At 43.4% G+C, this 15,015-nt stretch carries 11 protein-coding genes and 1 pseudogene; 3 read left to right on the top strand and 9 right to left on the bottom strand.

The window, feature by feature from the left end:
* Nucleotides 1-6 precede the first annotated feature (6 nt).
* On the top strand, nt 7-1,047 hold the full coding sequence (bdhA, locus tag NST22_RS03440) for a (R,R)-butanediol dehydrogenase (RefSeq protein ID WP_003234015.1): 1,041 nt from the start codon (nt 7-9) through the stop codon (nt 1,045-1,047).
* A 47-nt stretch (nt 1,048-1,094) separates the two neighbouring features.
* Here the strand turns inward: bdhA and iolT are convergent, their stop codons facing one another.
* Nucleotides 1,095-2,516, bottom strand: coding sequence for a myo-inositol transporter IolT (iolT, locus tag NST22_RS03435; protein WP_003234027.1), 1,422 nt, complete (start codon nt 2,514-2,516; stop codon nt 1,095-1,097).
* Between the two features lie 584 nt (nt 2,517-3,100).
* Here iolT and NST22_RS03430 point away from each other — a divergent pair.
* A complete protein-coding gene (locus NST22_RS03430) occupies nt 3,101-4,126 on the top strand; it encodes a potassium channel family protein (RefSeq protein ID WP_003242752.1) in 1,026 nt (341 codons plus the stop codon).
* 46 nt (nt 4,127-4,172) lie between these two features.
* Here the strand turns inward: NST22_RS03430 and NST22_RS03425 are convergent, their stop codons facing one another.
* The 7 genes from NST22_RS03425 to gutB all read right to left on the bottom strand — a co-directional run bounded on the left by NST22_RS03425 (nt 4,173) and on the right by gutB (nt 11,492).
* Nucleotides 4,173-5,144 carry an SPFH domain-containing protein gene (locus NST22_RS03425; protein WP_003244029.1) on the bottom strand — a complete coding sequence of 324 codons (972 nt, stop codon included), beginning with the start codon at nt 5,142-5,144 and terminating at the stop codon, nt 4,173-4,175.
* Nucleotides 5,145-5,174: 30 nt separating this feature from the next.
* Nucleotides 5,175-5,939, bottom strand: a complete 765-nt coding sequence (locus tag NST22_RS03420; RefSeq protein ID WP_003242723.1) for a YgcG family protein — start codon at nt 5,937-5,939, stop codon at nt 5,175-5,177.
* On the bottom strand, nt 5,939-6,964 hold the full coding sequence (locus NST22_RS03415; protein ID WP_009966712.1) for a TFIIB-type zinc ribbon-containing protein: 1,026 nt from the start codon (nt 6,962-6,964) through the stop codon (nt 5,939-5,941). The genes NST22_RS03420 and NST22_RS03415 overlap by 1 nt, the downstream gene beginning before the upstream one ends.
* A 65-nt stretch (nt 6,965-7,029) precedes the next feature.
* On the bottom strand, nt 7,030-7,713 hold the full coding sequence (locus NST22_RS03410) for a PspA/IM30 family protein (protein WP_003243015.1): 684 nt from the start codon (nt 7,711-7,713) through the stop codon (nt 7,030-7,032).
* Nucleotides 7,714-7,908: 195 nt separating this feature from the next.
* Nucleotides 7,909-8,871, bottom strand: coding sequence for a carbohydrate kinase (locus tag NST22_RS03405; RefSeq protein WP_009968826.1), 963 nt, complete (start codon nt 8,869-8,871; stop codon nt 7,909-7,911).
* A 94-nt stretch (nt 8,872-8,965) separates the two neighbouring features.
* Nucleotides 8,966-10,357, bottom strand: a complete 1,392-nt coding sequence (locus NST22_RS03400; protein ID WP_003242688.1) for an MFS transporter — start codon at nt 10,355-10,357, stop codon at nt 8,966-8,968.
* Between the two features lie 73 nt (nt 10,358-10,430).
* Nucleotides 10,431-11,492 (bottom strand): sorbitol dehydrogenase, encoded by a 1,062-nt coding sequence (gene gutB, locus NST22_RS03395; protein WP_003244156.1) that lies wholly within the window; start codon nt 11,490-11,492, stop codon nt 10,431-10,433.
* 201 nt (nt 11,493-11,693) lie between these two features.
* Between gutB and gutR the strand changes: the two genes are divergently transcribed.
* A complete protein-coding gene (gene gutR, locus NST22_RS03390) occupies nt 11,694-14,183 on the top strand; it encodes a glucitol operon transcriptional regulator GutR (protein WP_003234045.1) in 2,490 nt (829 codons plus the stop codon).
* Between the two features lie 105 nt (nt 14,184-14,288).
* On the opposite strand, the pseudogene NST22_RS03385 reads toward gutR, so the two are convergent.
* Nucleotides 14,289-14,804, bottom strand: a pseudogene (locus NST22_RS03385) (abhydrolase domain-containing 18); the annotation flags it as partial.
* Nucleotides 14,805-15,015: the final 211 nt, after the last annotated feature.

Raw genomic sequence — 15,015 nt, 5'->3', positions numbered from 1 at the left:
TAATCCATGAAGGCAGCAAGATGGCATAACCAAAAGGATATCCGTATTGAACATATCGAAGAGCCAAAAACGGAGCCGGGAAAAGTAAAGATCAAAGTCAAATGGTGCGGCATCTGCGGAAGTGATTTACACGAATATCTGGGCGGCCCGATCTTTATTCCGGTTGACAAACCGCACCCATTAACAAATGAAACGGCACCTGTCACAATGGGGCATGAATTCTCCGGTGAAGTTGTCGAAGTCGGAGAAGGCGTTGAAAATTATAAAGTTGGAGACCGCGTTGTAGTCGAGCCGATTTTTGCTACACACGGCCACCAAGGCGCCTACAACCTTGATGAACAAATGGGATTCCTCGGCTTAGCCGGCGGAGGCGGCGGTTTCTCTGAATACGTCTCTGTAGATGAAGAGCTTTTGTTCAAACTTCCTGATGAATTATCATATGAACAAGGCGCGCTCGTTGAACCTTCTGCAGTTGCTCTATACGCTGTCCGCTCAAGCAAACTCAAAGCAGGCGACAAAGCGGCTGTATTCGGCTGCGGCCCGATCGGACTTCTTGTCATTGAAGCGCTGAAGGCTGCCGGTGCAACTGATATTTACGCTGTTGAGCTTTCTCCTGAACGCCAGCAAAAAGCTGAGGAGCTTGGCGCGATCATCGTTGATCCGTCTAAAACAGACGATGTAGTCGCTGAGATTGCAGAACGTACAGGAGGCGGTGTTGACGTAGCATTCGAAGTCACTGGTGTCCCAGTGGTGTTACGACAAGCCATCCAGTCCACTACAATTGCCGGTGAAACCGTCATCGTCAGCATTTGGGAAAAAGGTGCTGAAATCCATCCGAACGATATCGTAATCAAAGAACGTACAGTAAAAGGAATTATCGGATACCGCGACATCTTCCCGGCTGTATTGTCATTAATGAAAGAAGGCTATTTCTCAGCCGACAAACTCGTAACGAAAAAAATCGTACTAGATGATTTGATCGAGGAAGGCTTCGGGGCTCTTATTAAAGAGAAAAGCCAAGTCAAAATCCTTGTTAGACCTAACTAATTTGAAACCAAAAAGAATCCGCACTCGGGTGCGGATTCTTTTTTAAATTATCCAATCACTTCAGCCCCAGAATCCTTCTTTGCCCCGCTGTGATCATAAGCGCGGAAGTTTTCCTCCAGCTGCTCAAGCGAAAGCCCTTTCGTTTCCGGCAAAAACCTCTTCACAAACAAGACAGAGCAAATTCCTAATCCAACGAAGATAAAGAACGTTGTGGACAGCCCGATAGCTGCCAGCAATATCGGAAACGTGAAACTGACTGCAAAATTCACCATCCACAGACAGAATACCGTAACACCCATTCCCAGTCCGCGAAGGCGAAGCGGGAAAATTTCAGATAGCATCAGCCAAGTCACTGGTGAAATGGCGCCCTGCTGAAAAGCAAGAAATGTGACCGTTAATGACAGGACTACATACGGAAGTGCCGGTGATCCTTCAAGTACAAGTGAGAATATCCCGATTAGCAATAATGCTGTTGTCGTACCGATCAAGCCTGTCATCAGCATCGGCCGGCGCCCCACTCTTCCCAGCAGCCAGATTCCGACGAATGTTGCCAATACCGAAATCACGCCATTCGCAATATTTCCGATTAAAGCGGCTTCCGTTTGGAAACCGGAATTTCTTAGAATTTCAGTCCCATAATACATAATCGAATTCACACCTGTAATTTGCTGTACAATCGCAATCCCTAATCCAATAAACACAATACGGCGCACCCATGGGACTGAAAGATCTTTAAATGTCGCTTTTTCAAGCTGGTCTTCTTTTTTGAAAGCGAATTCAATTTCTTGCAGCTCAGCTGCTGCCCGTTTTTCGTCCCTGATTTTTTTCAATACACGCAAAGCATCTTCTTTTCTTCCTTTAGAAACAAGCCAACGGGGACTCTCGGGCATTCTGATCATGCCGAAAAACAGGAACAAGGCTGGAAGTGACGCAATGACCAGCATAAACCTCCACACATGGGAGTTGTCTCCCATTGTTGTTCCAAGGATCGCATTAAAAACAAAGGCCAAAAGCTGTCCTGATACAATCATCAATTCGTTCTGCGTCACCATCCGTCCCCTGCTTTCCACAGGAGACATCTCTGCTAAATAGGCAGGCACCGTTACGGATGCACCCCCAACCGCAATACCGAGCACAAAACGGGAAATAATCATGACCGTAACATTTGGTGCAAACGTACACCCAATCGTTGAAATAAAAAATATAACAGCGAGGAACAAAATATTTTTGCGGCGGCCGTTAAAATCAGACATCCTGCCGCCAAACACAGCACCCAGTGCCGCTCCAAAAAGAAGTGAACTGGTGACAAGGCCTTCTGTGAAGGCATTGAGATTAAGCTGATCCGGCTCTCCCATATACGGCAAAGCTCCATTGAGCACACCGGTATCATAGCCAAAAAGAAGCCCGCCGAAAGTGGAGACTAAAATAATTGTACGTAAAAATGACATTTGATTTCCTTGTTTATTCATACTGTTTCCCCCAGTCTTTTTCAAAATGCGTATGTCAAAAACTTATTCCAGGGCTGCTGCCTTCCTCACATTTCGTAAGCAGGCTTCAGAAAATAGTTGTTCATGTTTTTATCCAATAACCTCATAACCTTCCCTTCTTCTTAGCATGTCAATCCCTATGGAAGCGATTTCATTTCTCGTTAAAAGAACAATGGTCATTTCTTTGTGCATAACCTCGTTCATTTGGTATTTATTAGTCACTTAATAGTTCAATTGTAGTGATGTTATAGTGACATTTTTGTTATATCTGATATTATCATAATTATAAAAACGCTTTCAGTCAATATAAATTTCTGAAAATTTTTTACTCTATAAAAGGAAAATCACCAATTCAAGGGGAAAATGAACGTTTTTCTTCATGAAAATGTGTGAATCAAGTCAAAAATCTTGTGATTTTCTGTTCATATCGAAAAATGAGTAAGTGTTGGGTAACTCCCACCTATTTTTCTCTGTAAAATCAAACATTCGTTCAATTGTTTCAGACTCAGGATAAAAGGAAATAGAGAAGAAAATAAAAGAAGGCTGACTTAAGGGAGGCAACCAAAATGAATGAGGGTTATATCATTGCAGGCCTTTTATTATTGACAGCGGGGATGATTGATTTTTTATGGACCACGTTATGGTTAGAGAGCGGTGCCGGCCCGATCACAAGATGCCTGTCTGCCTGGCTGTGGAAGGGCTGCCGCAAAATCAGCGGTGACCACGCAAAGGTTCTAAGTATGGCTGGTCCTCTGCTGTTATGCCTGACGTTAGTGATATGGATCAGTCTATTTTGGAGCGGGTGGGTTTTGATTTACTCGAGTGACCCTCACTCACTTATGGAAACTCAATCAAAAGAACCGGCTTCCTGGTCAGACCGAATTTATTTTTCCGGCTATGTCATGTTTACATTAGGAAATGGCGACCTCGCTCCGAACGGAGGCCTATGGAAGCTTGTCACGATTATTGAAACAGCTCAAGGACTGCTTACCATCACATTTTCTGTCACGTATTTGATTTCCGTCTTGAGTGCGGTTAATCAAAAACGCTCCTTTGCCCAAAGTGTATTAAGTCTAGGGCATGACGGAACTGAAATCGTCCATAATGCATGGAATGGCAAAGATTTTCACGACATTGATTTTCTTCTTGTCGCTGCCTCATCAGAACTGGGAAAGCTGACCGCTCAGCATAACGCCTTCCCCATCCTTCATTTTTACCACAGCACGCAGCATCAGGAATCATCCATTATAGCTGTTGCTGTATTGGATGAGGCTCTAACCATTTTCAAATACGGAATTCCTGAACAATATCAGCCGAATCAGCTTCATATCAAAGAAGCGCGCTCAAGTATCAAAAACTATCTGGATACCGTTCATACTGCCTATATCCATCCTGCAGAACAAGCGCCGCCAGAACCAGACATCTCAAAGCTTCAACAATCAGGCATACCGGCTTTATCAAAGCAAACATTTCAAATTGCCGTCAATTCAATAAAGGAACGTCGTCAATTGCTGCTGGGAATTATCCAAGCGGGGGCTCGAAAATGGCCTGTTCAGGAGCAAGCAATAGGTAATGCTTATTCTCCTAAATAAAAAAGTCCCGAGTGCTGATCACTCCGGACTTTTCACTGTATGATTCTTATACAAGCTTCTGGCCGCAATTCGGACAAAAATTGGCTTCGCCCGTTTTTGTTCCGCAGTTTGGACAGAAATTCGGTTTGCTTCCGCTGCCAGTTGACTGTGGGCCTGATGACTGTGCCTGCTGATTCTGATTCATTTGGTTCATCATCTGATTGGCCATATTCATTCCCATCATCATTCCAGCCATATCCGAAGCCGCTCCGCTTCCGCTCATCTTTCCGGATGCCATTCCATCCGTCATTGATATTTGCTGGTATCTGTTCACATCCCCAACCATACCGTAGGAAGCGTTCTTTGTAATCATATCTTGAACCTCTTGAGGATAATTAAAGCTCATGATTTGAAAACCAGTGACCGTCATCCCGTCGCTTATTAATTGCATATCTAAGTCCTCTTGAATTCCCTTGGCAATATCAAAAGCGTTTGCTTGAAGATTAAACATATCTTTCCCTTCTCTTGTGATCCACTTCATGAGAAGCTGATCCAGAATAGAAATGATACGGGTTTTAATATCCTCTACAAAATATTGATCTTTCACGCCAGCGATTTTATCAATCAGGCTGATATAGTCCTGCACCTTGAAATTAAATGTGCCGTTTGCGCGAATGGGCATCCCGCCTGGCATTCCCGCTGCCGGAATATTTATCGCCTGTTTTGTTCCCCATCTTACGGTAAATTCCTTCGTATTGACAAACAGCACCTCAGCTCGCATGCCGCTGTTAAAGCCAAACTTAAAGCCCTTTAACGTTGAAAGGAATGGAATAATTTCTGATTCAATATCATAATCGCCATCATCTTGAAAGACTCCTTCAACCCGCCCATTGTTCAAAAAGACAGCATCCTGTCCGGGACGAATGATTAAACGGCTCCCTTTTTTGATTTCACGATTGTTCCATTTATAAAAAATCATATCATCTCTAAATTCTTCCCACTCTACTACATTCGCTAATTGATTTCTGAAAAACGACATTACGCCTCTCCCTTTCTCTATTTCTTACATTTAAAAACTGCCCCGGCTCCCACTGTATGACGTGCCGCCTTTCGTAACACCGCCATCGCTGCCGCTGTCTTTATCTGATGGTTTTCTTTCTCTTGTTACAGTCGTTCTAATATAAGTGTCGTATTGATCAATCACATCAGACGTACGCTGATCCATATATGTACTTCCATTAACCGTTACTTTGCCGCCTGCATGATAAAGCATGATTGAAACCGCAATTCCCCCGACTGCGATGGCAGCAATCAGCTGAAACCACCATGTAAAGAATATGTTGTCAGGGTTTACTCCCGGTTTTATGCCCATATCTTTATAGGAAAGCTGAATATATGTCTCAAAAGCTTCAAAATAATTTTCATTGGATAAATCAGATGAAATCGTATTTCTGATGCTATTGAGCCTGCTGTTGTCCAAATACTGTTCGGCTTTTTTAAAGCCTGCGATAAACACTTCTCTGTTTGTCATATCAATCGTCAGAATGGCTGTACTGCCTTTTCCGTAACGATCATAAAAATCGCCGGTATAGTCTGCAATATCTTCACCGTTTGTGCTTTTGGTCGTAATAATGATGAAATCAGTGTCCCTCTTTGCACCCAGCTTTGCCGAGAGAGATTCAAGTTTTCCGATCTCCGCTTTTGACAATAGATGAGCGCGATCGTACACATGCTGCTGCAATTCAGAGGCTCTTACCGCTTCGATACCCAGTAAAGGCATCATGATGAAAACAGCCAGCACAACAAAGATCGCTTTCCCAAAAAATCCACGCATCAAAATCCGCCTCCCATCATCAATGAGACGAGCTTCAACGCAAGAAATGTCCCGCCTGCTATTCCGCTAAACCATGCAGCCACTTTTCCTCGACTGATCGGCGGCTTTCCAACGACCTTTCCTGTTTGCCCGTTCATCGCAAAGATATGCTCCGCTCTTTCATAATCGTAACTGACCATCCAAACAGGAAGCAAAACGTAAAAGCTGTTCACGTTTTTCGTGTGAATATGTTTGTCCCTCACATTGACTGACGTATATCCGGAAAAAGTAGAATGGATGTATGAATCTATATAACTGCTGATTTTCTCTTTTGCCCTCGGAAAAAGCTCCTCATCGGTATAATTGTACTTTTCCGCAATATAACCGGCCAAATATGCCGTTTGAAAGTCCTTCAGCTCTTCGTATGAATAAGGCTCCAATTTGTCCATTAATTCGTCTTTCATTTTTTCAGAGGCATCGACAGGGATTTTCAAATAATCGAGATTGATATCACGAAACGCTTCAAAGTGCTCTGTTTCCGTGCAAATATAATCCCCTTCTTCATATTGATGGACTCTGGTACAGTTTGCTCTCACCTGTACTTCACTATTTAAATCAAACATCCAAAATGGAATATACATGCCGGTGATGCTTTTGATACGATCAGCAGACATGAAACCTCTTGGTGTCAGAAGGCCTTTTTTGCACCACTTTCGAAATGCCTGCTCCGCTTCTTGCTTGCTGATTGTAAATGGAATGACCTTCGCCGGCGCCAAATGTCCTGATAAACGATCGGCAAGTATTGCAGCACCTCCGCAGAAGCTGCACGTCGTTGCTGTCGTTTCAGCTTCCGTGATCAAAACGGCACCGCAGTTTTTACATTGATATTCTTTTGCTTCATCATCAGAAAACCGTGCCGCAATGTTTTCTTTCGGAAGGCTTTCAATATTGTCCTGTCTTCCGCAGCTGCTGCAGGATAACGAGCCGGTTTCACTGTCAAATGCCATATCACTGCCGCAGTTCGGACACTTATAAGATATTATCATTACCGTTCCCTCTCACATTTTATGATAAAATGACGCCGCAGCCGAAAGCTGCGGCCTCCTATGTATTACTTATCGAGCATCATTTTCGCTTTTAACGCCGCAAGTTCATCATCAACCTGGCTTGAACCGCCAGTGTCATACTTTGCAGACAGATCAGCCATATCATCCTGCGGAGCGCTGTTCAGTTCAGCCATTGCATTGGCCTGATCAAGTGCCTTATTTACTTTGTCCTCCATTCGGCCGAATGCAGACATTGATTGGCTTGTACTTGAAACAGAAGCGCCCAGTTTGTTCATTCTTTCTTGCGTTTTCGCTACTGCCCACTTCGCCTTGATCATATTTTTGCGTGCTTCCAGCTCTCCAATGTCAGATACCAATTTGTCATGCATCTTTCTCATCTGTGCGGCATTGGTTGCAGCAATTTGATTCGCCGCCTGCAGCTCAGAAAGCTTTGACTCCAAAGATGTTTTTCTTTCAAGAAATTTTCTCGCATCGCTCTCATTCCCGGCTTGCAGCGCCTTCATTGCATAGCTTTCCATCTTTTCCATATCCGCCTGGCATTCGTGATATTCTCTTTTTGCTCTCTGCTCCTCAGCCATAACAGCTGCTGTTTCTGCCTTAACCTTAGCCAAATCGCTATTCATATTTCTTAAATATTGATCTACCATTTTCTCCGGATTTTCAGCCTTGTCCAATAAAGCATTGATATTCGCAGACATAATATCTTTAAATCTTCCAATTATACTCATTATATCGTTCCTCCTAAAGCTAATTCGGTAACCCTTGTTACATATACTATTTATTATCGTTAAAAGTTTCACTTTTTTAATAAAAAATGACATTTCAAACAAAAAATATACAACTTTTTACCTGAACAAAAATGTAAGCAATAAAAAAAGATGCCCCCAAAAGTCCAAAGACTTTCAAGAAACATCTTCAATGATTTACAAAGAAACTCCAATCTCATCCAAACTCGGCAGTGCATCAATCGCTCCAATTTTAGTGCACACAAGAGCTCCGACCTTATTGGCAAACGCCACAATCTCACGCAGTTTCACAAAATCAGCATCTACAGATTGAATCTGATCCGTGTTTGCCAATTGATATAAAGCCGCACCGACAAAAGCATCTCCCGCCCCTGTTGAGTCAATTGATGTCACCGGAATGCTTGGAATGATTTCACGGTCTTTTCCATTGGAAAGAAGCGTTCCGCTTTTCCCAAGTGTCACAGCGACAATGTTGGCTCCGATCTCATGAAGGATCGCAACTCCCTTTTCATGATCCTTCACACCGCTGATAATCTCAAGTTCCTCGTCACTGACTTTCACAAAATCACTTACAGCGATCGCTTTTTTCGCAACACTTACAAACTCTGAGACTCTTCCCCTCCATAAATCTTCACGGTAGTTAGGGTCAAACGAAATAAACTGTCCATTGTCTTTCGCAATCGACATCAACCGTAAATAGGCTGAGCAAAACGGATCCGATAACAGTGCCGTCGCAGAGCCGAAATGAAGGATTTTCGCTTCGTTTAGTTTTTCCTGGTCAATGTCCTCCAGCGTAAACAAAGCGTCCGCGCCTCTATTAAAAACAAAGTCACGCTCTCCATTTTGTTTTAATGAAACAAAAGCAAGCGTTGTAGGCGCTTTCTCATCCATCACCAGCATAGAGGTATCGACATGTACAGCGTCCAATGTTCGCTTCAGAAAATACCCAAACGGATCCTTTCCTACTTTTCCGCTGAAAGCGGCGTCTCCGCCCAGCTTGGCAATCGCTGCCGACACATTCGCCGGTGCCCCGCCGGCACTTTTCAGGAATTGGCGCCCTTCCATTAAATCAACGTCAACATCGGTACAAAAGAAATCAATCAACAATTCCCCAATACAAACTACAGAATGACTACGCATATTATCACACTCATTTATAAAGTCTAGATTACAGTCTCAGTATATTACTTTTTGCCATAAATACAACATTGAATATTAAAAATTTTACATCTATTTATCTCGCAGACCTTTGCTCCAGCTCAGAGATGATGTGTTTATATCTTTTTTCCGTTAAAGGATAGAAGGCGATAAGAATAATAGAAAGCAAAATGAAAAATCCCGGAATCAAAGCATTCATATTTTTAATCGCATTCAACGACGCAACTGTCTGGTCTGTATTCGCCACATACCCGGCGATTCCTAAATAAATGGCCGAAAATGACCCGGCTAACGCAACACCCAGCTTATTAATAAAGCTCATGCTCGAAATCACAACACCATCCGCGCGAATTCCGGTTTTCCATTCCGCATAATCGACGCAATCCGCAACCATTCCCCAAGCAAGCGTATTTAAAGGCGTTGTGAAAAATCCCGAAGCGAAAAGCCAAATGAAAATGAGTGGAATTGAAGAATACGGCGTAAAATGCAGGCCGGCATAAGAAATAAGCGATAGAGCTGCCGTGATAATCATGACTTGTTTTCTGCCCCACTTCTCAGAAAAGAAAGGAATAAACAAATTGCTGATCAGCGCTGCCCCGAAAAATAAAACGGTGCCCATAAACACGAACTCTTTATGGTTTACGTTATACGTAAAATAATACACCATCGTGCTGAGCTTAATATTAAACCCGATCGCAAAAGCCAAAAATGATGAAATTAACATGAGCAAGGGTTTGTTTTTGAATAAAACGGATAACGTCTTTTTGATCCCTTGTTTTTTTCTCTTTTTAGGCTGAATCCGCTCCCGTACAGTAAAGAAACTAAATAGATTCAAAACGATGCTGACAGCCGCATAGATGAGCGCCGTCATCTGAAATCCAAACGCCTGATCCTCTCCTCCGATAGCAGTTGCAAGCGGTGTCGCACAGGAAATGGATAAAAGAATGCCGATATACACCAAAATCATCCGGGTTGTGGTCAGAACCGTTCGTTCCTCCACCGAATTCGTCATCCGCCCCGTTAAGCTGTTCACCGGGATCGTTTGCATACTAAAGGACATCCCAAGCAGAATATAAGTGACATACGCATATACCATATTTCCGGTCTCACCGAAATGAGGCGTCGTGAAACATAAGAATGTGAATAGCGCAAAAGGAAATGCCACCCACAGCAAATATGGCCTTGCTTTTCCCCACCTTGTATTCGTTTTATCTAAAATCAATCCCATGATCGGGTCAAAAATAGCATCCAGCACACGCACAACAAGAAACAAAGTTGCGATTACCGCAGGCTGAATGCCGCCGACGTCTGTATAATAAAATAATAAGTATGCGTTTACAAACTGAAAGATAATATTATACGACATATCGCCGAATCCATAACCGATTCGTTCAAACCAGGACAGGCCGGTGCTGGATTTTGACTGATGCTTCGCCTTCAATGCCGTTACTTTTTCTGTTCCAATCATCATTTCCCACCCCAAGAATCCGTTTTCATTTCCAGTAAACAAGAGGGAGAATACGAAGATCCTCCCTGTTCACTCAGCGATTTGGATACACCATCACTTTTAAACATTCATTCTTAAATTGAAGCGCCCGCTCCATCGCATCTTGCGTCTGCTCCAGCGAATATTGGTCCGTTACTAGATGCTTCGTGTCCACAATGCCTGAAGCAAGAAATTCGATTCCCTTTGGATACGTATTGGCATAACGGAAGATCCCGTAAATATCAATCTCATTATCCGCAATAAACGGCACGTTGAGCGGAATCTCGTTCTGTGAAGGCAAACCGACAATCGCCAATTTTCCGCCCCGGCGCACAGAAGCCAGTGCGGATTGCAATGCCGCTGGATTCCCTGCTGTTTCCCAAGCAACATCAACGCCTCTATCATTCGTGATCGTTTTAATCTCTTCAAGTGCATCCTGTTCACGTATATTAATAATGTGAGTCGCTCCCATTTTTTTCGCAGCTTCTAACCGCAGCGGCTCTAAGTCGGTGACAATGATTGTGCCTGCCCCAAATGCTTTAGCTGCGGCAACAGCCATTAACCCAACAGGGCCCATCCCCATAATCGCAATCGTTGATCCGGGCTGTAGCTTCGTTCTGGCCGCCGCATGGATACCGACAGAAAACGGCTCGATCAAAGCAGCTTCTTCATAAGAAAGTGAGTCTGGGATTAAAAAAACAAAGTCCTGACGCATTTTAATATATTGGACAAACGCACCGTCTACCGGCGGTGTAGCCAAAAACTGTACATCCGGGCAAAGATTATAGCGTCCTTCTTTGCACGCCTCACAGCGTCCGCACGTAACACCCGGCTCTACAGCGACGCGGTCTCCCACCTTGAATTGATCGACAGATGATCCGACAGCGGCAATTTCACCCGCACATTCATGCCCAAGGATAAATGGTTTTTCCACAACATAGTTGCCTATTCGGCCATTTGTATAGTAATGCAGATCAGATCCGCAAATTCCGACAGCCATCACCTTAATCAACACTTCATCATGATTGATATCAGGCACAGGCAATGTTTCAATTTTGATCTCTCTTGTGTTGTGCATAACAGCCGCTTTCATGTTTTGAGGTACTGTGTGAGTCATTTGGCAAGTTCCTTTCTTTAGAAAATAAAATGTAAGTGCATACATTTTTGTTTTCTCTGTTACTGCCCCCATTTTATCTGCTTTTTAACACGTTCAACAGCCTTTCCTGCTGTATAAAAGGACAGCGGCACTGTACTTTTATTTTTTCATATACAAAAAACGCTGGATTGATAAAATAGTACTAATAGGAGGTGCAGGCTTATGGCTGAACTTGAAAACCGAAAACAATTTGCACAAATGCTGGCACCTGGCGTCAAAACGCTAAAACTTCATCCTGATTATAAAGTCAGAAGGAAAAAGAATGAAAAAACAGGACAGTCTTACATAGATAAAATCGCACTCCAGCTGGGAGTCTCCCCAAACACGATCAAAAGCTGGATCGGACAGATGGGGGCAAACTACATTCCCGGAAGAATCGACGACGGAAAACTGTTCGGAATGATCTGGATCATTCTCGAAAAGACCGACTTGGATATCGAGTGGTTGACCGACTTGCTGGAAGCCACCACTATCCCAGTCATCAAACCCGCATTGCCTGTATGGGCAGCATCCTGTTTGAAAAAAGCGAAAATACTGCGAAAAGACGGATTATTCGGGGCTCCGAGTGAAGGCGAAATTGAAAATGTAGTAAAACGGCTGTTTCATGACAGACCCGGCCAAGAAACGAATGCGCTTACAGAACAGCCCATCACGCATAATTTACCCTCACGCTGGTCCGGACGCTTTATCGGACGCAGCTTTGATATGGAAGCGATACGGCAATGGATGCTTTCTCCATCACCAGTCTGTTTAATCACCGGCTGGGCCGGCATGGGAAAAACCACAATTGCTCTTGAAGCCGCCTATTCCTGTGTCGACGATACTTCAGTTTGGCCGGCATTCAACAGCATCATCTGGGTCAGCGCTGATTGGAAAGGATTAAGCTTTAGCGATTTTTTAAATACGATCGCCTATCAGCTCGGACGCAAAGAACAAATCGATAAATCAATCAATGTAAAACGGTTTGTCGTCCGCAATGCGTTAGCCAATTACACTAGAGAAAAACCGATCCTGCTGATCGTTGACAGCATTGATACTGCAGAACGTGACATTCATGAATTTATCACCAGCCTTCCGCAAGGCGTAAAAGTTCTCCTTACAGCGCGGGAAAACGTAAAGCAAACTTATCGGGAAAGCTTCGGAGAAATGACAGCCATTCAGCTAAGCGGTCTTGACCAAACAGATGCCCACGAATTTTTTCAACAAGAAGTGCATCACTGCTTACAAACATGCAACCTCCCACGTAAACGGGAAAAGCTGGAGCAGCTGTTACATCTATCATCTGACCTGAAAAACGAATTCATTTCAGCGACTGCCGGAAACCCGAAAGCCATGGCACTCAGCATTGCCTATATGTCAGACGATGACATCCCCGCTCAGCAGCTGATTCATGAGCTTGGAAAAGCAGGCTACTCACTGCTGGAATTGTTTGAATTCCTCTTTGGCCGCACCTGGGATAGATGCAATGAAGATACGCGAAAGCTCTGGCAGACGCTTTGCTTTTTCAGCAAGCCGCCTGATGAAAAAAGCCTGGCGGCAGCAGCCGGATTAGACGCCCGCCGTTTTCATTACGCTATGGAACAAATGCGGTCATATGCGCTGATTCAGCCGGAACGAAGCCAAGGCAGGACACAATACTTAGCGCACCAAACCGTTGTCGCTTACGGAGAACAGCACTTGTCCGAACAGCACGAATATGAAAAAGAAGCCCGCAATCGCTGGGCGCACTATTATATTGATTATGCCGAAACCCATTTAAAGCGGGAACAGCCCAACTCTATCTATTGGAGCTACCTGCTGGGACGGAACTTAGATCAAATGAAACAAGAATGGCCAAACATCTTAAAGGTCATCCAATGGGCAAGTGAAACTGAACAAAAAGAAATCCTAATCGAACTCATCACCCGCATTAGCCATTTTCTAAGCAGAATCAACCTGCCCCTGCGAATCGAATACGGACGCAAAGCGGCCGACGCCGCCCATCACTTAGGCCAACACACACGAGAAGCGTACTTCCGAATCGACACCTCAGGCTGGGCATTGATGGAAGTCAATGATTTAGACGGAGCGCTTCAGCAAATAGAAGCCGGGCTGAAGATTCTTGAACAATCAGACGCTCACGATGCCTATGATCTAAAGGTTTGGGGACATGCACTCAAAGCAAGGCTGTTTTTAAAAGACGGGCAACAGGAAAAAGCAGAGACAATTTTAAACGAAATCGAAAATCAACCGATTTCCCCTACCATTCAACACAGAGTTCTATTGGTTCGCGGTGACTTAAGCTTTGCGAGAGGTTATCATGTAGAAGCCATTCAATTATACGAAGCGGCAAATGAAATCAGCTCCACATACGGCGGCGAAAAAACGATAGAAGCCTATTTCAATCTGGGTGTCGCTTACGTGAAATGTGATCAGTTTGAAAAAGCGGAAGAAGCCTTTGAGCAAATGCTCTATGACAAACATAACGCCAATCAAGTTGAACTGATCTACTATCACTACGGAATGGCGCAGCTGTTGTATCGTAAAGGAGAGAAAACGAAAGCGGTGGAATCTAATCAGAAGGCGATTCGTTTGATTGATTCGTGGGAGCCTGCGATTGGGATTCGGGGAGAGGTTGAACGATTAGCAAGGGCAACTAAAGAAAACGAGTAGTACGTAGTTCTGTCAGCAATCTCACTCAATTTCTTTATTATAAATAGGAAAGGCCAACTGAAGTCGCAGTTGGCCTTTCGTTTCTTATTAAAGTCTACAAATGTATCAAACCAGTTTTTCTCGTATAAAGGAAAGCGTATCATTTGCCAGCTTTTTGCGACAAAGAACAATACCGGAATGACCACAATTGTAGACATATCTTGTAGGTCTCCCCCAACTTTCCCATAAATAATCTGCATCTTTCAAGTCAATATATTGATCATGTTTAGCAGAAATCAGCAGTACGTTATCTTTATTAACTTTCGGCAAGGCTTGACTAGGATCTGTGATATCCCAATATTTTATTAACTCATTATAGGTCACACCATTTTGTTCTAATTCTTCTCTTATGTATTTACCTGGGATCGTGTTCCATATCGAATAAGAAAGGCGATTGGCATAAAAGATAGATACCACTACATCAATTTTCGATTCCAGGGTAGCAATTAGATTAGTAACCCATCCCCCAAGGCTTACTCCGACTATGATAACAGGCCCTTTTTTATTTGCTTTTATCCAGTGAATGAACGCCCGTAAATCTACAATAGCCTGTCTTGTCGACTCAATTGTACGATCAATATTAACTAAGAATAAACAGAAAGGAAAGACTGATTTATCATGGTATATTCATTTAAAAGAGACCCTTTAGGATACTTAAGAATAGTTCTTCCAACAAGAACAGAACTAGAATACTTTTCCGATTTCATTGAAGATATTGTTTCAGTAGAGGAAGCTGATGAATACTTTAAATATTGTTCAAGAAGTATTGAATGGTTCTTCTGAAGAATATGAG

Origin of the sequence: Bacillus sp. PS237, assembly GCF_037963345.1 — a bacterium.
Taxonomy (GTDB): Bacteria; Bacillota; Bacilli; order Bacillales; family Bacillaceae; genus Bacillus; species Bacillus subtilis.
This window is presented reverse-complemented; position numbering and strand designations above follow the sequence as displayed.